Source organism: Hydrogenophaga sp. UC242_50, from assembly GCF_042697355.1.
GTDB lineage: Bacteria > Pseudomonadota > Gammaproteobacteria > Burkholderiales > Burkholderiaceae_C > Hydrogenophaga.
In genome coordinates this window covers 2,754,213-2,773,120 of sequence record NZ_CP170553.1, presented here as the reverse complement: position 1 = coordinate 2,773,120, position 18,908 = coordinate 2,754,213, and the positions used below count along the sequence as shown (strand labels likewise).

The following is an 18,908-nucleotide window of genomic DNA, read 5'->3' as shown; positions in this document are numbered from 1 at the left end:
CTCAGGGCAGCATGCGGCTGTCGCGGTGCTCGCCGTGGATGCGATCGCCTTCGACCCAGCAGGCATGCACACCCACCGAAATCCGCTCGGGCAGGATCACCGTGGCCAGGGGCCCTCGGGCGATGTCGGTCGCGTCGAACACCAGGGCCTCGGAGCGGTCCTGCACCATGTCGGTGACGTAGACCAGCAGGTAGCCGTCGTCTTCGCCCGTCGCGCCCAGGCGGCGCGCCATCTGGGGCTCGCTGCCATAACGGCCGGGCCCGTACTCGAAACGCTGCGTGGCGCCGGTCTGCAGGTCGAACTTCTTCAAGCCGCAGAACAGCCACTCGCCCGGCTGGTAGAGGATGTTGTAGCTGTAGCGGTACGGACGGCCCACGTAGTCGTTGCTCACCACCGGGAACTCGGTGATCTCGTCGTCCAGGTACTGCTCCGTCGTCTGCCCCGTGCGCAGGTTGAAGCGCCAGCGGTGCATCATGGTCGGGTTGTTGTGCTTGTCCAGGCGCGCCTTCATGCGCGCATACACATCACCGCCTTCGGTCTTGCCCACAGGGTGCATCACGGGCCTGGGCATGATGCAGCCGTCCATGACGATCTCGTCGCCGTCCTCATAGCAGTTGGACAGGTGCAGGATGTGGCAGGACGTGGCCTCGAACCACTTCACGTCGGCCCCACTGCCCCGGCGCGGGATCACCCCGAAGCGCGCCGGCACCTCCGGGTGGAACGCCAGCTTTCTCACCCCCTTCTTCAACAGCGCCGGATCGAAGAACTGCGGCGTGTCGTGCAGGATGGTGTAGTTCTTCGTGATGCCCAGGTCGTGCGGCCAGCGCGCGCCGGGCAGCTCCACCGGCACGTAGTGCACCAGCTGGTTGTGGCGGTCCACCACGCCGTAGTGCATGTAGGGCCAGACCTCCGGGTAGTTGAAGAACATCATCTCCCCGGTCTCCGGGTCCACCTTGTAGTGCGATCCGATGCCGTGCGGCATGACGTGCCGGGCCCAGCTGGCGTCAGGCCCCTGCGTGTCCAGCGAGATCGGGTCCAGGCGCCAGGGCTCGCTGCCCTGCGACATCGTGGCCAGCAGCCTGCCCGCGTGGCAGATGATGTCGGTGCCCGCGTTGTCCTTCATCGACCCCATCGCGCCCCAGCCGCGCCGCGCGCCCTTGTCGGGTTCGAGAATGCCGGTCCACAGCGACGCCTGGGCCGCCTGCTCCGCCAGGAAGCCCGTGGTGCGCACGAAGCGGCTGCGGTAGGACGCCTGGCCGTTCTGGAAATGCACGGCGTGCAGCATGCCGTCGCCATCGAAGGGGTGGTAGATCCCCATGGGCTCGTGCACCTGGTTGTGCGTGTTGCGGATGTAGAGGCCGTCCAGGTCCCTGGGAATCTCCCCGATGACCTTCAGGCTGCCCACGTGCGCGACATGCTCGTTGAAATTGGGCCGGAAGGCGCCGTTCAGAAACGGGTTGTCGGTGGGCTTGAGGGTGCTGTGAACGGTGTTGACGACGGTGCTGCTCATGTCGATGCTCCTCTTTCTGTGGGTCTCAGGCGCGCAAGGCGGGCAGCTCGGACAGGAAGCCCAGCAGCGCGGCGTTGAACGCCGGCGCCTGCTCCGCGAAGGCGTAGTGCGCGGCGCCGTCGATGCAGACGAAGCGCGAATCGGGAATCAGCGCGGTGAGCGACTGCATGCCCTCTGGCCGCCCCACCTTGTCCTGCGCGCCCGCGATCAACAGCGTCGGCACGCTCACCGCCTTCAGGTTGTCCTCGCCGTCGTAGCCCACGATGGCTTCGATGGCGGCGCAGAACGTCTCCGCCCGCATGCCGGAGGCCACGTCCACCACCAGGTCCACCAGGGGCCCCGACGAGGTCGGCGCCAACATGCCGCGAATGACCGGCAAGGCCGCTTCCTTGAACGGCAGGCCGCGCCGGATGGGGCCGATGCGCTCTTCGGCGAAGGTCGCCTTGTCCTGCGCCGACTTGCGCGAGAAGGTGGCGACGGTGGCCGAGATCACCACGCCGTGCACCCGGCCCAGGGAGAGCAGCGAGGCCAGTGGCGCCACGATGCCGCCCATGCTGTGGCCCACCACCACATTGCGCCGGCTGCCTTCGCGTTCGATCAGGCGCGCGGCGGCTTCGGCCAGGCCTTCGATCGACAAGCCTCCTTGCGGCAAGGGGCTCAGGCCGTAGCCCGGCGCGTCCCAGGCCACCACCCGGTAGCCGGCCCGGACCAGGGTGTCGATGAGCGGGCGGAAGTAGGCTCGGCTGCCGTACGCACCGTGGAGCAGGAAAACCGTGGTGTCGGCATCGCCGGCCACTTCGTAGTCAGGAAATCGGTAGGTGTTCATGCGGTGCAACTCTAAGAAGCGGCCCGCATTCGGGCGACCGATATGCGCTTCAGTTCCGCATGCCGGAACTGAAGAGGGTTCCGTGGCCGATGGCGAGTGTTTCGATACCATGGCTGGCGACCTCCGCTTTGGCTCCCCCACGCACACCGACCGCGCATGTCCTCCATTCCCCACCCGAACGACCGGGGGTTCGTCGCCTCGCTGGCCAAGGGCTTGTCCATCCTGTCCGCCTTCGAGCAGTCGGACGTGCTGGGCAACCAGGAACTGGTGGAGATCACCGGCATGCCCAAAGCGACCGTGTCGCGCTTCACCGGCACCCTGGAGAAGCTGGGCTACCTGCGGTTCGACGACCAGGTCCGCAAATACCGGGTGGGCGGCCGCACGCTGAACTTCGGCTCCATCACCATGCAAAAGCATGGCATCCAACGCATCGCCGCCCCGCTCATGCGGCAACTGGCCCAGACGCTGGACGTCACCGTGCTGCTGGCCACGCGCGAACACGCCCACATGCTGCTGCTGGAGGTGGTCCGCCCGCCCGTCAGCACCATCACCATCAACAAGGCCGTGGGCGACCTGCTGGCGATGGAGACCACCTCCCTCGGGCTGGCCTACCTGGTGGCCGCCGCGGCCAACGAACGCACCGCCATCCTGAAAAACCTCCAGCGCATGGCCTCGGTGGACTGGACCAGCTACCGCGCGGACGTGGAGCGCGTCCATGCGGAGTACAGGCGGCTGGGGTTCGTCGTGTCCCGCCGCGTGCGCGGCGGCGTGTTGAGCGCGGCGGCGGTGCCCATCGTGACGGGCTCGGAAATCTTCGTGCTTTCCTGCGCGGGCCCTTCGCAGCAATTGAGCAAGACCCTGCTGGAAAAACGCGTCGGGCCCTTGGTGGCCCAGGCGGCCCGCAGCATCAAGGACGCCATGCGCGACCCGTGAATCGTCGCGCGCCCGGCCCCCGAGCCCTAGGGCTTGCGAATCACATAGGCCAGGGTGGCCCAGCTGTCGCCGGCAATGCGCCAACCGCCCGCCGTGAAGGCCTCGCTGTCGGTGGCCTCCAGGTTGCGCGCCGCGAGCGTGCCGGATACCGCGCCGCGATCCACGCTGTTCAACGTGGACCAGGCGCTGGCGTTCGCGATCACCGGGTCATCGTCCACGGCGCCCCAGCACACCAAGCGCCCGCCCCCATCGGTCGAGCCCGCGCTGAAGGCGGGCGACAGCACCGTGGTTTTCAGCGCCCCCCGCGCTCGCGCGCGTGGCGGTGGCGCCGACCGGTGTCGATGCGTCGAACTCGCCCGCGCGCACCTTGAGGACGGCGGCGGTCCACTGCTCGCTGGCACTCGGCGTGAACGTGCGCGTGCCGGCACTCCAGGCGCCCGTGGCGATGTACCGCCAGGCCTGCGCCCGCACCTCCGTGCCACTCGATGCGATCGGGCCCGCGATGGACGTCGCGACTTCACCGTTCGGGCCGGTGGGCGCGCTCACCGACGTGGTGTCCGTGCTGTCGTCCCAGGCCAGATGGAAGGTCAGCAGGTCGCCAGCCGCGGCAGCCGGATGGCTGACCGCCCAGCTGCTGCTCGCGGTGTTGTTGCCGCTGGCGGTCACGTCCGCAGCCACCGGGAAAGCGACCGTTGGCGCAACCGTGGCGAGGCTCGCCGGGGCCCAGGTCGCCAGGGTGATCGGCCCGGCGTACGTGTTCTGCGTCGTGGCGGTCTCGGTGCCCGTGACCGTGATGGGCTTGGACCGAAGGCGGGAGCTCGCCCAGTAGCCGAAGGTCCCGGAGGACTCTCCGGTGAGCACCGAATCCCAGCCCGACTGGTTGCCGGGAAAGGCACCGGACGACGCGTTCAGCCGGGTGTCCAGCGCGAGGGCCAGGCCGCCCGACACGCCGGACGCGCTGGCGCACGCCCGGCGTGGTGCCATCGCCCGTCGCCTGGCCATAGCCACGCGCGGTGACACCCGTGGTGTCCTGGATGAAGCAGACGAAGGCGTGTGCGCCAGCCAGTGAATTCGCTTGCGTGAACGCGATGGTGACACTGCGGCCGGCGGCCCAGTTCGCCACCGGTGCCGTGCACACCCAGCCACCCGCCGCCGTGGCGATGGCGCCGTTGCCCGTGTGGCTGAAGGCTGCCGCGAAGTCCGAAGCGATGGAGGCCAGATCGGTATAAGGCACAGCCGTGTCATCGCTGCCCACGATGTGCACGTCCACGAATTCCGCCCACTGCGGCACGTTGACGGTGCGCGCGCCGGGCGTGGCCGAGGTGCCCAGGTCCACGACCTGAGGCACACCGAGAATGCTGGGCAGGTAGGTGAAATCGCTGCCATCGCCGCACGGGTCGGCGGGATTGTCCGCCAGGGGAGGCTCGCCGGGCATCGTGTCGTCGAACCGCCCGCTGCCGGCATCCATCGGCCAGTTGTGGATCAGGTTGCGCGTGCGAAACGGCACCGTCGAGCGGTACTCGCGGCGGTGCTCCGCCTCGGTCAGCACGGCCGTCCACATGCGCCAGCGCGCGATCGTGCAGTCGGTGTAGCCCGCCAGCTCGCCATAGCCGCCCCATTGCAGCGAGCGCTCGCCGGCCGTGCCCGCATTGGGCACGAACGCCATGGAGAGCACCTCCGCGCCATCGAGCAACATGCGCACGGTGCCCGCGCCGTTGTAGTCGATGGCCAGGCGGTATTCCCGGCCCACCTCCAGCGTGTAGCTGGAGCTGACCGTGGGCGACCCGCCGTTGTAGCCCTCGAGCTGGCAGGTGATGCCGTCGGAATTCATGTAAAGCCCGACCCACGAAGCCGCGTTCGTGGTGCCGTACAGCGCGACGATCAGGGTATTGAGGTTGACGTCGGCTTCGAACCGGAACAGACCGGCGACCGACCATGGTGTGTTGAGCGCCGGGACCTCATGCCCCAGCGGCTCATGGATGTAGACCGCCTGATAAGGCGCGTTGACGCGGATCGCCACTGTGTTCTCCCTCGGCGACCATGGGGCTCAACGCCGGTGGTTGAGGTTCAGGCTTTGCCGTTCGCCGGCCATTTTGGCTTAACGGCGTGCGCCGGCGCCTACAGCGTGCGGATGTAGGCCAGCAGTTCGTCGCGAAGCGCCAGCGTGGCCGGCGACAGCGTGCCCTCGCGGCGCCGATAGAGCGCAAATCGGCGCACGGAGCGAACGTCCTGCAGAGGCAGGATGCGGATCGCACCCTCTCCCGGCCCGGACAACGAGGTCACGAGCTGGCGTGGCATCCAGCCCAGGAACGAGCCCCCGGCCACCAACTGGCGCAACGCCGCCATGGACCGGGACTCCACGGTGGCCTGCGGCGGCGGCAGGTGGTGGTCCAGGTACATCTGCTTCAACTCGTCACGCGGCTGCGTTCCCCGTGGGGCCAGGGCCCAGGCCTCACCCAGCAAATCCTGCAAGCGCAGATCCTGGCGCCCGCACAAACGGTGGGTGGCCCCGGTGACCACGTGGCAACCCTCCTGCCATTCGCTCTGGGAAACGGTGGTGATGTCATCGGAGGTGGACACGGCAAACGCCAAGGCCAGGTCGATCTCGCCACGGGCGAGCTGCTGCAGCAGGTCTTCCGAGAGCCCTTCGACCAAGACCACCTGCAGACCCGGCATCCGGGCCAGCAAGCGTTCCACCACGCCCGGCACGAAGCTCGCGAGCGCGCTGACCACCGCGCCAAAACGCACGACGCCCCCGGGCTGATCGCGCAGGGCATCGACTTCCTGCACGGCCCGGGAAGACTCGGACAGCATCAGCCTCGCATGAGGCTCCAGCCGCCGGCCGAAGTCCGTCAGCGCCACGCCGTACTGGTGCCGCTCGAACAAGGCCACGCCCAATTGTTCCTCCAGCCGCCGAATGATCCGGCTGAGCGCCGGCTGCGTGATGTGCAGGCTCTCCGCCGCCTTGCTCAGGGAGCCCGCATCGATCACCGCCTGAAACGCATGAAGCTCGCGCAGATTCAACAGCATGGAGGGCATGGCCGCGGCCTTGGAGGAAGGGGATCGGATCTTAGTCTGCTCCGGTTCTTGAGCATTCCGATTCGGTATGCCTCAGGGCCCACATGGCATGTCCGGCGCGATGGGGCGTCCCTAGACTGCGCCACACCACAACGTTGCCCCACCAGGAGACACACATGCCCCTCTTCAGACAACTCGGCGCGGCCCTCGTCGCGTCGCTGGCGATCACCGCCCTGGCCGCGGACCCCTACCCCACCAAGCCCATCAAATGGGTGGTGGGCTATGCGGCGGGCGGCGGAACCGACGCCTTGGCCCGCACGGTCGGCGCGCAACTGGCGATCCAGATGGAGCAGCCGGTGCTGATCGAAAACCGCCCGGGTGGCGCCACGGTCATTGCCGCCGATGCCACCGCGAAGGCCGCAGGCGATGGCTACACCATGATGAGCGTCGATGGTGGCACCCTGGTCTACAACACGGCCTTGTTCAAAAAACTCAGCTACCAACCGTCCAAGGACTTTGCTCCCGTGGCCCTGCTGGGGCGCTTCCCGTTGTTGCTGGCCGTCAACGCCATGTCCAACCTCACCGATGCGCGCCAGCTCATCGAAGAGATCAAGCGCAACCCCGGCAAGCTCAGCTACGGATCGCCCGGCGTGGGCGGGCCTCACCACCTCGCCATGGAAATGCTCAAGGACCGCAACAAGCTCGACGTGGTCCACACCCCCTACCGTGGCGCCGCGCCCGCCCTTCAGGACCTGCTGGGCGGCCAGATCCCGCTGATCGTGGTGGACACCGTCGCGGCCATGCCCATGATCAAGGCCGGCAAGATCAAGCCCCTCGCCACCTTCGGCAAGGCCCGCCTCGCCTCGCTGCCCAGCGTGCCGTCGCTCATCGAACTGGGCTACGCCGACATTGAAATGCTGCCCTGGCAAGGCATCGTCGTTCCCGCCGCCACGCCCAAGGACGTGATCGCCAAACTCAGCGCGGAGCTGCAGAAGGCGGTGGCCCATCCGTCGGTCAACAGCCGCCTGCTGGAGCTCGGCTTGATTCCGACGCCCACCGACACCGCCGCCATGGCACTGCAATGGAAACAGGATGCGGACTACTGGCCCAAGCTGATTCAGCAAAAGGGCATCTCCGCCGAGTGACACCAGGGCCCGCGAAGTGCGGCGCTCCTGCGCACCGCTCGCTCCCACGATGAAAGATTGACATGCTGAACAACGACGAACTCGCCGTCTTGCTGAAGGAACGGAAACAACTGCGCGAACAGGTCTCGCCCGAGGAATGGGCTGCCCGGGTGGAGCTGGCCGCCTGCTACCGGCTCATCGCCCATTTCCGCATGACCGACTGGATCTACAACCACATCTCCGCGCGGGTTCCAGGGTCGCACGAGCACTACCTCATCAACCCCTTCGGCCTGCTCTACGAAGAGGTGTCCGCCTCCAACCTGGTCAAGGTGGATGTGCACGGCAACCTGGCCGAGGACGTGCAGCTGGACGTGAACCCGGCGGCCTTCGTCATTCACGGCGCCATCCACAGCGCGCGCCCGGATGTGGGTTGTGTCCTGCACACGCACACCGCAGCCGGCGTGGCGGTGGCGGCACAGCAGGATGGCCTGCTGCCCATCTCGCAACACGCCATGCGCGTGTACGGGCAGCTCTGTTATCACGACTTCGAAGGCATCGCGCTGAACAACGACGAGCAGCAGCGATTGATTGCCGACGTGGGCGACAGAAACGTCCTGATCCTGCGCAACCACGGGCTGCTCACCATGGGGCGCACCGTGCCGGAGGCGTTCGAGCTGATGTTCTACCTGGAGCGCGCCTGCCAGATTCAGATCGCCGCCACCTCGGGCACCCAGAAACTCATCTACCCCGCTGAAGACGTGTGCCGACACGCCATCGCGCAATTCGATGGCTCACCGTCCTACATCCAGGGACGTGATTGGCAAGCCTTGCTGCGCCTGCTCGACCGAACCGACCCTTCCTACAAGGAGTGAGGTGGGCGGCGGCCGCCTCGTGCGCTACTTGCCCTTGCGCGCCTTCGCCACGCCCACGCCGCGGACGGGCTTTTTCACGGCAGGCTTGTTCACCGAAGGCAAAGGGGATCCCCTGCCTGCGGGTGTCTGGGGCGACATGCCCGCGGCCAGCAGCGCCATGTGCTGGACCGCTTCCATCTGCCGCTGCGGGGAGCACTGCGCCAGGCTGCCCAGCACGGCGCTCTGGATGGGGTCGAGGGTCAGCTTCGACGACATGCGCTCGCCCGTGAGGACATAGAACACATCCAGACCGTGCGGTGCGGCAAGCGCCAGAAATTCGGAACTCACTGCGGCAATGCCGCGCTCCCAATCTTGATAGGTCCGCAGCTTGAACTCGGCAAGCGCTGCCATTTGCACTTGGCTCAGATCAAGCCTCTCCCGCTCTTCACGCAGTCGGGCGCCGATAGACGAACGGATATCTGTTACCATAAAGTTTTACTGACAGAATTCCGTTATAAAATTCGGTTGATGTGTATTTTCCCGTTACTCAATGCTAACTGAGTGATGTGGTCACGCTCTGGTGAAACATGGTCAAAACCACCTTGCCCGCACGACGCAAACGAGCACCCAACGGCGCGATCAGCGAGCGCCCCATCGCACTGCGCTTGCTCCCAGACGAACTCGAACGCGTGAAAGAAAGGGCCGACAGGGAACAGCGCTCCATGGCCAGCGTGTGCCGCCTCGCGGTGCTGCGCGATCTGGGCCTGATGAAGAAGGACAAGCCGTGAAATTCCCCTGCCCCATTGCAATGCCCTGATCGGGCCACCGCAGCCGCGCGGCGCTACAACTCTCTGTCGCCATCCATCTTTTGAAGCGCGGCAGGCGGCACGCCCGTGTTGAATGTCAGGAGCTGGAGGTGCTGGCGCAGCTCATGCCACCCGGTCTTGACCTGTCCTCCGAACCGCTCCTCCGCGACCACGTGGCAGCGCCCCTTGTGGGCGTGCAGCACCTCGGAGGTGTCATCGTCACCGGTCATCTTGCGAAAGACCACAGCACCCGCGTCGGCGTCGTCGATCCAGCTCCCGCAAACGTCGCAGCAGATAACGGGCACGCTCCGGTGACCCTTGCTCATGACCTTGATCATCGCCCCTCCTGTTACAGGGTGAGTGAATGTCTCCGTCCATCCATCTTTGCATGCCTGCCCATCTCTGAGGATGGGTACAAATCCCGACCTCAGACCTGCGACTCGGGTAAGCGCTTGGTCAGATTGCGATGGCGCAGCGTGGAGGGCGCGATCCAACCCACCAACAAAAAAGCCCGGCAGGAGCCGGGCTTTTTGGGGAAATCATCTGGGGTGGCTGATGGGACTCGAACCCACGACAACAGGAATCACAATCCTGGACTCTACCAACTGAGCTACAGCCACCGCAAGCTAAGCATTATAGCCCGAACCGAAGCCCTCTCATCGGGCCGGTGCCGGCGTGGTGGCCGGCTCGGGCACCAGGATGCGGGCCTTGAAGCGTTCCTTGAGGCCTTCGACGTAGGCTTCGTTTTCGGCCGAGGCCCACCACTGGTTGTATTGCTGCACTTCCTGGGCCAGGGCTTGCGCCTCGCGCACGTCGCGCGGCAGCACCTTCTCCACCTTCACGATGGCGTAGCCCTGGTCGGCCAGGTTCACGCCCGTCCAGGCGGGCAAGGTCTTCGGGTCCACGCTCAGGGCGGCGGTCAGCACTTGCTGCGCGAGGCCTTGCGGGTTCTCGCGAGAGACCACCACGGCATTGCCCAGGCCCTTGGCATCGCCGCCCGCCTTCCAGGCCTGCAGCTGCTTCTCGCCTTCGGCGCGCGCCAGTTCGGCCGTGCGCTGAGCAACCAGGCGCGCACGCACCTGCTCGCGCACCTCCGCCAGGGGCTGGGTGTGGGCGGGCGAGTGCTTCACGACGCGCGCCGAGACCAGTTGGCCCGAACCCGTGTCGATCGCTTCGGTGTTGCGCTTCTTGTCGATCGACTCGGTGTCGAACAGCGCGCCGAGCAGGCGCTCGCTGGCCAGCGCGCCGGTGGCACCGGGTTGCGGCTGGCGTTGCACCGTGGCCTTGCGGACCTGCAGCTTCAGGCGATCGGCCGCGGGTTGCAGGGAATCGGCCTGTTCGTAGACGAGGTTGCTGAAGGTGTCGGCGGCTTCGGCGTACTGCTTCTGGGCCTGTTGCTTCCTCAACTCGGCCTCGATCTCGGGGCGCATGGATTCGAAGCTGCGCACCGGCGGCGCCTTGATGTCGGTGAGCTGGATGATGTGGAAACCGAAGTCGGTTTCCACCACATCGGAGATCGCGCCCTTGGCCAGCGAGAACACCGCGTCCTCGAAAGGCTTGACCATGGCACCACGGCCGAAGTAGTCGAGGTCACCGCCCTTGGCGGCCGAGCCCGGGTCTTGCGACTGGGCCTTGGCGAGCGTCGGCGAAGCTCGCGGGCTTGGCGCGCACCTGCGCGAGCAGTTCTTCGGCGCGCTTGCGCACGGCGTCCTTGTCGGCGGCGGGCGCGCCGGCCGGCACGGTCAGCAGGATGTGGCGCGCGCGGCGCTCCTCGGCGCCGGAGAGGCGCGAGGCGTTCTGTTCGTAATAAGTCTTCACGTCGGCTTCGTTGAAGGTCACGCTGTTCTGCAGCGCCGCCGCGTCGAGCACGAGGTATTCGATCTCGGCCTGCTCGGGCGCCTGGAACGATGCCTGGTTCGCGCTGTAGAAGGCTTCGATGTCGGCATCGGTCGGCTTGACCTGCGAAGCGAAGTCGCTGGCGGCGAAGCGCGCCACGCGCACTTCACGGCGTTCGAAGAAGGCGTTGAGCGAGACGTTCGCCAGCGCGGTGGGCGCGAAGCTCGAACCGAGGATGCCTTGCGACACCTGGCGCTGCGAGAGGTCGGCGCGCACGCGCGCTTCGAACATCTCGGGCGTCAAGCCCTGGCGGGCAACGAGCTGGCGGTAGGCCTCCACGTCGAGCGCGCCATCGGGCTTGCGCAGCGCGGCGATGGCTTCGTTCTGCTGCAGGTCGCGCGCCAGGCGCGCGTCGCTGGTGTACAGGTTGAGCTTGGTCGCGGCGGCGGCCAGCAGGCGCTGGCGCACCAGGCGCTCCAGCGTCGCGTAGCGCGCGCCATCGCTGTCGAGCAGGCGCGAGTCGAGCGAGGGCATCGCTTCGCGCAGGCGCTGAGACTCCTGCTGGTGCGCCTGGTCCCACTCGGCCTTGGTGATGTCTTTTCCATCGACGACGGCCACTGGTGCGCCGCTCTCGTTGAAGCGTGTGTAGCCTTCGATGCCGAACAGCACGAACGAGGGAATGATCAGGATCATCAGGAAGCCCATGAGGTACTTCTTGTGATTGCGGATGGAATCGAACATGCCTTGAATCCTGCTACGTGGTGCTGCCGTTTCCGACAACAAAAAAGGCGAACCCTGGTTCGCCTTTTCGATGGTGGTGGGTGCTGACGGGGTCGAACCGCCGACCTACGCCTTGTAAGGGCGCCGCTCTACCGACTGAGCTAAGCACCCCACCGGAAATCCGGTGAGCGCTTCAGTTCAGCGCATCCTTGAGTGCCTTGCCCGGGCGGAACTTCGGCACTTTGGCGGCCTTGATTTTAATCTCAGCGCCGGTGCGGGGGTTGCGGCCCTTGCGAGCGGGGCGTTTGGTCACGGCGAAAGAGCCAAAACCGACGAGCGACACAGTGCCACCCTTCTTGAGCGTGGTGCGGATCGCGGTGATGGTGGAATCCAGTGCACGCGTTGCAGCCGCCTTGGAGATGTCGGCGTGCTTGGCAATGTGTTCGACGAGTTCTGTTTTGTTCACAAATAGCCCCTCTTGAAGGTGAAATGAATGTTCCGTAAGGACAGGTTTTTTCCGAAGACGGCGCGGGCCGCGGGCAAAAAACCCCAATCGCTCTAGACCGCAGGACGATGCCAACACCGTGGCAAACGCTGGGTGATTAGACCCACTGGGCACAACCCCTGTCAATACTGAGGAGCCTGGGCCCGGTGCCTGTCGGCGCAAGAGGCGAGATTCTAGACGCTTTCATCCACCGGATGTCGCGCGCAACAATCTGTCGCAACTCCACCCATCCTTCACGAGGCCGCAAGCACCCCGGCAATGGCCTGGCCCACGTCGCGCGTGCCGGCCTGGCCCCCCAGGTCGGCGGTGCGCGGGGCACCGCTGCCGGGCTGCAGCACGGCCTCGATGGCCTGCATGATCGCGTCGTGTGCACCACGATGGCCCAGGAAGTCGAGCATCATTGCACCGCACCAAATCTGACCAATCGGGTTCGCGATCCCCTTGCCCGCGATGTCGGGCGCCGAGCCGTGCACCGGCTCGAACAGCGAGGGATGCTGGCGCGTGGGGTTGAGGTTGGCGCTGGGCGCGATGCCGATGGTGCCGGTGCAGGCCGGCCCGAGGTCGCTCAGGATGTCACCGAACAGGTTGCTGCCGACCACCACGTCGAAGAAGTCCGGGCGTTGCACGAAGTGCGCGGTGAGGATGTCGATGTGGAACTTGTCGACCTTCACGTCCGGGTATTCCTTGGCCATCTCGACCACGCGCTCGTCCCAGTAGGGCATGGTGATGGCGATGCCGTTGGACTTGGTGGCGCTGGTCAGGTGCTTCTTGGGGCGCGAGCGCGCGACCTCGAAGGCGTGGCGCAGCACGCGGTCCACGCCGATGCGCGACATCACGGTTTCCTGTACCACGATCTCGCGCTCGGTGCCGGGGAACATGCGCCCGCCGATGCTGGAATATTCACCTTCGGTGTTCTCGCGCACGATCACCATGTCGATCTCGCCGGGCGCGCGCGGGCTGCCGTCGCGCCGCACCACGGGCGCGGTGACGCCGGGCATGAGTCTTGCCGGACGGATGTTGACGTACTGGTCGAACTCGCGGCGGAACATCAGCAGCGAGCCCCAGAGCGACACGTGGTCGGGCACCTTGTCGGGCCAGCCCACCGCACCAAAGTAGATCGCGTCGTGGCCGCCGATCTGGTCCTTCCAGTTGTCGGGCAGCATCTTGCCGTGGCGCTCGTAATAGTCGCAGCTGGAAAAATCGAAGTGGTCGAACTGCAGGTCGATGCCGAACTTCGAGGCCGCGGCCTCCAGCACGCGGATGCCTTCGGGCATGACTTCGGTGCCGATGCCGTCCCCGGCGATGACGGCGATGCGGTGTTTGCTCATGGTTGCTCCTCGAAAGGGGATTGAAAAAAGGACAGGGCTTCGGCGATAAGGCGCTCGGGCGCCTCTTCCGCGATGTAGTCGCGACACGGCAGGGCGTGGCCCGAGACCTTGGCCGCGCGCTCGCGCCACAGCGCCAGCACATCGAAACAGCGCGCCACCGTGCCGTGTTCGCCCCACAGCACGCGCAGCGGCTGCAGGAGCCGGCGGCGGGCCGCCACATCGGCGCGGTCGTGATCGAGGTCGATGGTGGCGCTGGCGCGGTAGTCCTCGCAGACCGCCTCGGCGGTGCCGGGCAGCGCGGCGCAGCGCTCGTACTCGGCCAGCGCGGCCGGGTCGAACGGCGCCAGGCCCGCGTGGCGGCTGCCCATGACGCTGCGCACATAGCGCGCCGGGTCGGCGCTGATGAGAGCCTCGGGCAGCGGCGGCGGCTGGATCAGGAAGAACCAGTGCCAGTAGGCACGCGCGAAGGCTTCGCCGGTCTGCTCGTACATGGCCAGGGTGGGCGCGATGTCCAGCAGCAGCAGGCGCCGCACCGCCTCGGGGTGGTCGGCGGCCAGGCGGTGCGCCACGCGCGCGCCCCGGTCGTGCGCCAGCACGTCGAAGCGCTCGAAACCGTGGTGCGCCATGGCGGCGATGGCGTCGAACGCCATCTCGCGCTTGCTGTGGGCGAGGTGCCCCGCGTCGGCGGCGGGCCGCGCGGAATCGCCGTAGCCGCGCAGGTCCATCAGCACCAAGGTGAAGTGCCGGGCCAGGGTGGGCGCCACGCGGTGCCACATGGCGATGCTCTGCGGGTGGCCGTGCAACAGCAGCAAGGGCGGCCCTTCCCCGCCGATGCGGCTGTGCACGGCGACGCCATCGCGGTGCACGGTGTGGGGGAGGAATCCGTTCAACATGGGCGCCAGCATAGCCCGCATTGCGGCAATAATCCGGCAATTGATTCATTCCCAAAAGGAAACAATTGGACCGCCCCGATCTGGAACTCGTGCTCGCCGTCCGCCAGCATGGCAGCCTGGTGATGGCCGCGCGCGCGCTGCGCGTGGCGCCTTCGGTGGTCACCAAGCGCCTGGCCGCTCTCGAAGCCCGCCTGGGCCTGCGGCTGTTCCAGCGCACCACGCGGCGCGTGAGCCCCACCGCCGAAGGCGACACGCTGTGCGAGCGCGCGGTGCAGCTGCTGCGCGCCTTCGACGAGGTGGAGGCCGAGTTGCGCGAGCGCCAGGCCGAGCCCGCCGGCCCGATCCGGCTCGCGGCCACCTTCGGCTTCGGCCGACTCTGGCTCGGGCCCGCGCTGGCCGAGTTCCAGGCGCGCCATGCCGGCATTCAGGTGCAGCTGCAGCTGACCGAGCAGTTGCCCGATCTCGCAGTGGAAGGCTTCGACGGCGCCATCTGGCTGTGGAACGCCCCCACCGAGCGCGCGGCTGAATGGGTGTCGCGCCGCCTGGCGGCCAACCAGCGCGTGCTGGTGGCCTCGCCCGCCTACCTCGAGCGCCACGGTGCGCCCCGCAGCCTGCAAGAACTGCAACAACACGCCTGCCTGGTGGTGCGCGAGAACGGCGGCGGACCGGGCCAGCGCTTCGACCACTGGCGCCTGCAGCGCGCGTCGGACGCACAGGTGCAGCACGTGCCGGTGAGCGGCCCGCTGTCGAGCAACTCGGGTGAGCTGGTGCGCGACTGGTGCCTGGCGGGCCACGGCCTCATGTTGCGCAGCCTGTGGGACATCGCGCCGCAGATCGCCAGCGGTGAGCTGGTGCGCGTGCTGCCCAGTTACGCCATGCCCGACGCCGACATCCACTGGCTGGCGCCGTACCGGCCGCAGACGCCGCGCCGCATCCGCCTGCTGGTGGACTTTCTGGTGGAGAGCTTCCGCAAGGAGCCCTGGAAAAAACGCCTCAGCGCGACGAAGAGCGCACCACCAGCGCCACGCCAAAAGCGGTGAGCGCGGTGCCGGCCAGGGTGACTGCCGTGATGGGTTCGGCGAACAGCAGCCAGGCGATGAGCGCGGTGCACGGCGGCACCAGGTACATCAGGCTGGTGACCGAGGCCGCCGCGCCGCGCTGGATCAGCAGGTAGAGCAGCGAGCTGCCGCCCAGCGTGAGGCCCAGCACCGACCAGGCCATGGCGCCGATGAGTTCGCCGTTCCAGTCCATCAGCTCGGCTTCCAGCAGCGTGAGCGGCAGGGTCACCAGCAGCGCCGCGAGCAGCTGCACCGCGTTGGCGGTGCGCACATCGCAGGCGGCCACGAAGCGCTTCTGGTACAGCGTGCCCACGGTGATGGCGATCAGGGCCATCACGGCGAACGAGAGGTTGAGCCAGTTGGCCTGATCGCCCGGCCCGCCCGCGCCGAACTTGCGCGAGACCACCAGCACCAGGCCGGCGAAGCCCAGCACCAGGCCCAGCCACTGGCGTTTGGACACCTTGGAGCCGGTGCCCGAGAGCCAGATGGCGGTGAGCACCGGCTGCAGGCCGACGATGAGCGAGGACAGGCCCGAGCCCATGCCGGCCTTGACCGCCGCCCACACGCCGCCGAGGTAGCCCGCGTGCATGAGCACACCGGTGACCGCGAGGTGGAACCACTGGGTGCGGTTGCTCGGCCACTTCACACCGGCCAGGAAGATCCAGGGCAGGAAACACGCGATGGACAGCGCGTAACGCACGGCGAGGAACTTCATCGGCGGCGCGTGCGGCATGCCGTAGCGCGCCACGATGAAGCCCGTGCTCCAGATCAGCACGAACACCCAGGGCATGGCGCGCAGCCATGCGTTGTCTTGCGCCGGAGAATTCATGGCGGCGCCTCAGCGCGACTTGGCGCGGATCTCGGGGATGGCCTTCTGCAGGTAATACACCATGGACCAGATGGTCAGCACAGCGGATATCCAGATCAGCCAGGTGCCCCACAGCTGCGTGTCGATCATGCCGAACAGCGTGCCGTGGAACAGCAGGAAGGGAATCGCCACCATCTGCACGGTGGTCTTGACCTTGCCGATCATGTGCACGGCCACGCTCTTGGTCGCGCCGATGATGGCCATCCACTCGCGCAGCGACGAAATGGCGATCTCGCGGCCGATGATGATGAGGGCCACGAACACGTCGGCGCGGTCCAGGTGCACCAGCACCAGCAGGCTGGCGCACACCAGGAACTTGTCGGCCACCGGGTCGAGGAAGGCGCCGAAGGCCGAGGTCTGGTTGAGTTTGCGGGCCAGGTAACCGTCGGCCCAGTCGGTCAGCGCGAACACGATGAACAGCACCGTGGCGATCAGGTTCTGCTGGGCCGGGCTGAGGTTCTCCAGATAGAGACCCCCACGATCAGCGGGATGGCGACGATGCGGGCCCAGGTGAGCAGGGTGGGGAGGTTGAAGAACATGGGCCGATTATGCGTTGGCAACCCGGAAACCGCAGCAGGCGGGCTCTTCAGTGCAAGGCGCGGTAGATCGCGTCCGCCAGCTCGGGGGAGATGCCTTCCACCGTGCTCAGGTCTTCCACGCTGGCCGAGGCCACGCCGCGCACCCCGCCGAAGCGCTGCAGCAGGCGCGCGCGCTTCTTGGGGCCGACGCCGGGAATGTCCTCCAGCCTGCTGCCGCCGGTGCGCACCTTGGCACGCTGGGCGCGCATGCCGGTGATGGCGAAGCGGTGGGCCTCGTCGCGGATCTGCGCCACCAGCATGAGCGCGGCGGAGTCGTGGCCGAGGTAGACCTTCTCGCGGCCGTCGACGAACACCAGTTCCTCCAGGCCGACCTTGCGGCCCTCGCCCTTTTCCACGCCGACGATGAGCGACAGGTCCAGGCCGAGCTGCTCGAAGACCTCGCGCGCCATGCTGACCTGGCCCTTGCCGCCGTCGACCAGCACCAGGTCGGGCATGCGCGGGCCGGCCACGGACTCGACCGTGGGCTCGGTGCCAGCGCCTCGTCCGGCGCGTCGGCGGCCACCGCGGCCTCGGTGGGCGGGAGGGCGGGCGCGCCCTCTTCCGCCCGCAGGGCCTCGGCGATGCGGCCGTAGCGGCGCAGCAGCACCTGGCGCATGGCGGCGTAGTCGTCGCCCGGGGTGATGCCCTCGATCTTGTAGCGGCGGTACTGGCTGTTCTGCATCTTGTGGCCTTCGAACACCACGCAGGACGCCTGGGTGGATTCACCCGCGGTGTGCGAGATGTCGAAGCATTCGATGCGCAGCGTGTCGAGCTGGTCGTCGGGCAGGTTCAGCGCATCGGCCAGCGCGCGCGTGCGGGCCTGCTGGCTGCCTTCTTCGGCCAGCAGGCGCGCGAGCGCGATGTCGGCGTTCTTCTGCGCCATCTCCAGCCAGATGCGGCGGTGCTCGCGCGGGTGGTGCACGGCGTTCACCTTGGCGCCGATCTGCTCGGTCAGCGCGTCCAGCAGCGGCTTGCCCACCGCGTGGCTGGTCACCAGCGTGTGCGGCATCGCCACGCCCAGGTAGTGCTGCGCGATGAAGGCCTCCAGCACCTGCACGGCCACGCGCTCGGCGGGGTCCGCCGGCTTGGGGGCTTCACCGCCCTCCTCGGCCAGCGCGTTGTCGATGGCGGTGGCGTCGTCCACGTGGGCGGGGAAATACGGCCGGTCGCCCAGGTGGCGGCCGCCGCGGATCATCGCGAGGTTCACGCAGGCCCGCCCGCCGTGCACCTTCACCGCGAGCACGTCCACGTCCTTGTCCGACACGGTGTCCATGGCCTGCTGGTGCAGCACGCGCGAGAGCGCGCTCATCTGGTTGCGGATCTCGGCGGCCTGTTCGAACTCCAGCTTCTCGGCGTGCGCGAGCATGCGCTGCTCCAGCGTGTCGAGCACGGCCTGGGTCTCGCCGCGCAGGAAGCGCTCGGCGTCGCGCACGTCCTGCGCATAGGCCTCGTGGTCGATCAGATCCACGCAGGGGCCGCTGCAGCGCTTGATCTGGTACAGCAGGCAGGGCCGCGTGCGGTTGGCGAACACCGTGTCCTCGCAGGTGCGCAGGCGGAACACCTTCTGCAGCAGGGTGATGGATTCCTTCACCGCCCAGGCGCTGGGGTACGGGCCGTAGTAGCTGTGGCGGCGGTCGACCACGCCCCGGTAGTACGCCATGCGCGGAAACGCGAGCGAGGGCGAGGGCAGGCGGGCCGAGGGCTTGAACACCTCGCGCGTGCCGGTGATCTTGAGGTAGGGGTAGCTCTTGTCGTCGCGGAACAGGATGTTGAACTTGGGGTTCAACGTCTTGATGAGGTTGTTTTCCAGCAGCAGCGCCTCGGCCTCGGAGCGCACCACGGTGGTCTCCATGCGCACGATCTTGCCGACCATGTGGCCGATGCGCGTGCCGTCGTGGTTCTTCTGGAAATAGCTCGACACGCGCTTCTTGAGGTTGCGCGCCTTGCCCACGTAGAGCAGCTGCCCCTGGGCGTCGAAGTAGCGGTACACGCCGGGCAGGCCCGGCAGTGCGGCCACCTCGCTGAGCAGTTGTTCGGAATGCGTGTCGGACATG

General features: G+C 67.3%; 18 protein-coding genes, 2 tRNA genes and 3 pseudogenes. 5 read left to right on the top strand and 18 right to left on the bottom strand.

Annotated elements, in window-relative coordinates; all coding sequences use genetic code 11:
- Position 1: 1 nt before the first annotated feature.
- Complete coding sequence (locus ACFJGX_RS14255) at positions 2–1,510, bottom strand: carotenoid oxygenase family protein (RefSeq protein WP_382156849.1); 1,509 nt, start codon at positions 1,508–1,510, stop codon at positions 2–4.
- A gap of 25 nt (positions 1,511–1,535) precedes the next feature.
- Positions 1,536–2,336, bottom strand: a complete 801-nt coding sequence (locus ACFJGX_RS14250) for an alpha/beta fold hydrolase (protein WP_382320511.1) — start codon at positions 2,334–2,336, stop codon at positions 1,536–1,538.
- 156 nt (positions 2,337–2,492) lie between these two features.
- Here ACFJGX_RS14250 and ACFJGX_RS14245 point away from each other — a divergent pair, with 156 nt between their 5' ends.
- On the top strand, positions 2,493–3,269 hold the full coding sequence (locus tag ACFJGX_RS14245; RefSeq protein WP_382326409.1) for an IclR family transcriptional regulator: 777 nt from the start codon (positions 2,493–2,495) through the stop codon (positions 3,267–3,269).
- A gap of 26 nt (positions 3,270–3,295) precedes the next feature.
- Here ACFJGX_RS14245 and ACFJGX_RS14240 read toward each other — a convergent pair whose 3' ends face one another.
- The 4 genes from ACFJGX_RS14240 to ACFJGX_RS14225 all read right to left on the bottom strand — a co-directional run bounded on the left by ACFJGX_RS14240 (position 3,296) and on the right by ACFJGX_RS14225 (position 6,308).
- On the bottom strand, positions 3,296–3,487 hold the full coding sequence (locus ACFJGX_RS14240; RefSeq protein ID WP_382320518.1) for a hypothetical protein: 192 nt from the start codon (positions 3,485–3,487) through the stop codon (positions 3,296–3,298).
- Entirely contained in the window at positions 3,477–3,815 is a 339-nt protein-coding gene (locus ACFJGX_RS14235) for a hypothetical protein (protein ID WP_382320520.1), read from the bottom strand. Before ACFJGX_RS14235 ends, ACFJGX_RS14240 begins: the two co-directional genes overlap by 11 nt.
- The gene (locus tag ACFJGX_RS14230; RefSeq protein WP_382326407.1) at positions 3,787–5,289 is read right to left on the bottom strand and encodes a LamG-like jellyroll fold domain-containing protein; all 1,503 of its coding nucleotides are present in this window, start codon (positions 5,287–5,289) and stop codon (positions 3,787–3,789) included. Before ACFJGX_RS14230 ends, ACFJGX_RS14235 begins: the two co-directional genes overlap by 29 nt.
- 98 nt (positions 5,290–5,387) lie before the next feature.
- Positions 5,388–6,308, bottom strand: coding sequence for a LysR family transcriptional regulator (locus ACFJGX_RS14225; RefSeq protein WP_382320525.1), 921 nt, complete (start codon positions 6,306–6,308; stop codon positions 5,388–5,390).
- A gap of 155 nt (positions 6,309–6,463) precedes the next feature.
- Here ACFJGX_RS14225 and ACFJGX_RS14220 point away from each other — a divergent pair, with 155 nt between their 5' ends.
- Both ACFJGX_RS14220 and ACFJGX_RS14215 read left to right on the top strand, forming a co-directional pair.
- Complete coding sequence (locus ACFJGX_RS14220; protein WP_382320527.1) at positions 6,464–7,432, top strand: Bug family tripartite tricarboxylate transporter substrate binding protein; 969 nt, start codon at positions 6,464–6,466, stop codon at positions 7,430–7,432.
- A gap of 62 nt (positions 7,433–7,494) precedes the next feature.
- On the top strand, positions 7,495–8,283 hold the full coding sequence (locus ACFJGX_RS14215; protein ID WP_382320529.1) for a class II aldolase/adducin family protein: 789 nt from the start codon (positions 7,495–7,497) through the stop codon (positions 8,281–8,283).
- Positions 8,284–8,307: 24 nt separating this feature from the next.
- Here ACFJGX_RS14215 and ACFJGX_RS14210 read toward each other — a convergent pair whose 3' ends face one another.
- Positions 8,308–8,673 carry a hypothetical protein gene (locus ACFJGX_RS14210; RefSeq protein ID WP_382326405.1) on the bottom strand — a complete coding sequence of 122 codons (366 nt, stop codon included), beginning with the start codon at positions 8,671–8,673 and terminating at the stop codon, positions 8,308–8,310.
- A 176-nt stretch (positions 8,674–8,849) separates the two neighbouring features.
- Here ACFJGX_RS14210 and ACFJGX_RS14205 point away from each other — a divergent pair, with 176 nt between their 5' ends.
- Entirely contained in the window at positions 8,850–9,050 is a 201-nt protein-coding gene (locus ACFJGX_RS14205) for a hypothetical protein (protein ID WP_382320533.1), read from the top strand.
- A gap of 53 nt (positions 9,051–9,103) precedes the next feature.
- Here the strand turns inward: ACFJGX_RS14205 and ACFJGX_RS14200 are convergent, their stop codons facing one another.
- From ACFJGX_RS14200 to ACFJGX_RS14165, 8 genes and pseudogenes are all read right to left on the bottom strand, one after another.
- Positions 9,104–9,406 (bottom strand): hypothetical protein, encoded by a 303-nt coding sequence (locus tag ACFJGX_RS14200; protein WP_382320536.1) that lies wholly within the window; start codon positions 9,404–9,406, stop codon positions 9,104–9,106.
- Positions 9,407–9,612: 206 nt separating this feature from the next.
- Positions 9,613–9,688: transfer RNA gene (locus ACFJGX_RS14195), tRNA-His, on the bottom strand.
- 36 nt (positions 9,689–9,724) lie between these two features.
- Positions 9,725–10,651: pseudogene (locus ACFJGX_RS14190) on the bottom strand (peptidylprolyl isomerase); the annotation flags it as partial.
- 7 nt (positions 10,652–10,658) lie between these two features.
- Complete coding sequence (locus ACFJGX_RS14185; protein WP_382326403.1) at positions 10,659–11,645, bottom strand: SurA N-terminal domain-containing protein; 987 nt, start codon at positions 11,643–11,645, stop codon at positions 10,659–10,661.
- Between the two features lie 74 nt (positions 11,646–11,719).
- A tRNA-Val gene (locus tag ACFJGX_RS14180) sits at positions 11,720–11,795 on the bottom strand.
- 22 nt (positions 11,796–11,817) lie between these two features.
- Positions 11,818–12,090 (bottom strand): HU family DNA-binding protein, encoded by a 273-nt coding sequence (locus tag ACFJGX_RS14175; protein ID WP_066158910.1) that lies wholly within the window; start codon positions 12,088–12,090, stop codon positions 11,818–11,820.
- A gap of 272 nt (positions 12,091–12,362) precedes the next feature.
- Positions 12,363–13,457, bottom strand: coding sequence for a tartrate dehydrogenase (locus tag ACFJGX_RS14170; protein ID WP_382156829.1), 1,095 nt, complete (start codon positions 13,455–13,457; stop codon positions 12,363–12,365).
- Positions 13,454–14,350 carry an alpha/beta fold hydrolase gene (locus ACFJGX_RS14165; RefSeq protein WP_382326401.1) on the bottom strand — a complete coding sequence of 299 codons (897 nt, stop codon included), beginning with the start codon at positions 14,348–14,350 and terminating at the stop codon, positions 13,454–13,456. Before ACFJGX_RS14165 ends, ACFJGX_RS14170 begins: the two co-directional genes overlap by 4 nt.
- Before the next feature lie 65 nt (positions 14,351–14,415).
- On the opposite strand from ACFJGX_RS14165, the gene ACFJGX_RS14160 reads away from it, so the two are divergent.
- Complete coding sequence (locus ACFJGX_RS14160; protein WP_382320540.1) at positions 14,416–15,390, top strand: LysR family transcriptional regulator; 975 nt, start codon at positions 14,416–14,418, stop codon at positions 15,388–15,390.
- Here the strand turns inward: ACFJGX_RS14160 and ACFJGX_RS14155 are convergent.
- The 3 genes and pseudogenes from ACFJGX_RS14155 to uvrC all read right to left on the bottom strand — a co-directional run bounded on the left by ACFJGX_RS14155 (position 15,344) and on the right by uvrC (position 18,907).
- Positions 15,344–16,237: a DMT family transporter gene (locus ACFJGX_RS14155; protein WP_382320542.1), complete on the bottom strand. Its 894-nt coding sequence runs from the start codon at positions 16,235–16,237 to the stop codon at positions 15,344–15,346. The genes ACFJGX_RS14160 and ACFJGX_RS14155 overlap by 47 nt on opposite strands.
- Before the next feature lie 9 nt (positions 16,238–16,246).
- Positions 16,247–16,815, bottom strand: a pseudogene (gene pgsA, locus ACFJGX_RS14150) (CDP-diacylglycerol--glycerol-3-phosphate 3-phosphatidyltransferase).
- 47 nt (positions 16,816–16,862) lie between these two features.
- Positions 16,863–18,907: pseudogene (gene uvrC, locus ACFJGX_RS14145) on the bottom strand (excinuclease ABC subunit UvrC).
- Position 18,908: the final 1 nt, after the last annotated feature.

What these genes read in the sequence shown, in the direction of transcription:
- ACFJGX_RS14215 (WP_382320529.1), top strand. Translation starts at nt 7,495, where the DNA reads ATGCTGAACAACGACGAACTCGCCGTCTTGCTGAAGGAACGGAAACAA.
- ACFJGX_RS14185 (WP_382326403.1), bottom strand. Translation starts at nt 11,645, where the DNA reads ATGTTCGATTCCATCCGCAATCACAAGAAGTACCTCATGGGCTTCCTG.
- ACFJGX_RS14220 (WP_382320527.1), top strand. Translation starts at nt 6,464, where the DNA reads ATGCCCCTCTTCAGACAACTCGGCGCGGCCCTCGTCGCGTCGCTGGCG.
- ACFJGX_RS14205 (WP_382320533.1), top strand. Translation starts at nt 8,850, where the DNA reads ATGGTCAAAACCACCTTGCCCGCACGACGCAAACGAGCACCCAACGGC.
- ACFJGX_RS14200 (WP_382320536.1), bottom strand. Translation starts at nt 9,406, where the DNA reads ATGATCAAGGTCATGAGCAAGGGTCACCGGAGCGTGCCCGTTATCTGC.
- ACFJGX_RS14225 (WP_382320525.1), bottom strand. Translation starts at nt 6,308, where the DNA reads ATGCCCTCCATGCTGTTGAATCTGCGCGAGCTTCATGCGTTTCAGGCG.
- ACFJGX_RS14165 (WP_382326401.1), bottom strand. Translation starts at nt 14,350, where the DNA reads ATGTTGAACGGATTCCTCCCCCACACCGTGCACCGCGATGGCGTCGCC.
- ACFJGX_RS14245 (WP_382326409.1), top strand. Translation starts at nt 2,493, where the DNA reads ATGTCCTCCATTCCCCACCCGAACGACCGGGGGTTCGTCGCCTCGCTG.
- ACFJGX_RS14250 (WP_382320511.1), bottom strand. Translation starts at nt 2,336, where the DNA reads ATGAACACCTACCGATTTCCTGACTACGAAGTGGCCGGCGATGCCGAC.
- ACFJGX_RS14255 (WP_382156849.1), bottom strand. Translation starts at nt 1,510, where the DNA reads ATGAGCAGCACCGTCGTCAACACCGTTCACAGCACCCTCAAGCCCACC.
- ACFJGX_RS14210 (WP_382326405.1), bottom strand. Translation starts at nt 8,673, where the DNA reads ATGGCAGCGCTTGCCGAGTTCAAGCTGCGGACCTATCAAGATTGGGAG.
- ACFJGX_RS14170 (WP_382156829.1), bottom strand. Translation starts at nt 13,457, where the DNA reads ATGAGCAAACACCGCATCGCCGTCATCGCCGGGGACGGCATCGGCACC.
- ACFJGX_RS14155 (WP_382320542.1), bottom strand. Translation starts at nt 16,237, where the DNA reads ATGAATTCTCCGGCGCAAGACAACGCATGGCTGCGCGCCATGCCCTGG.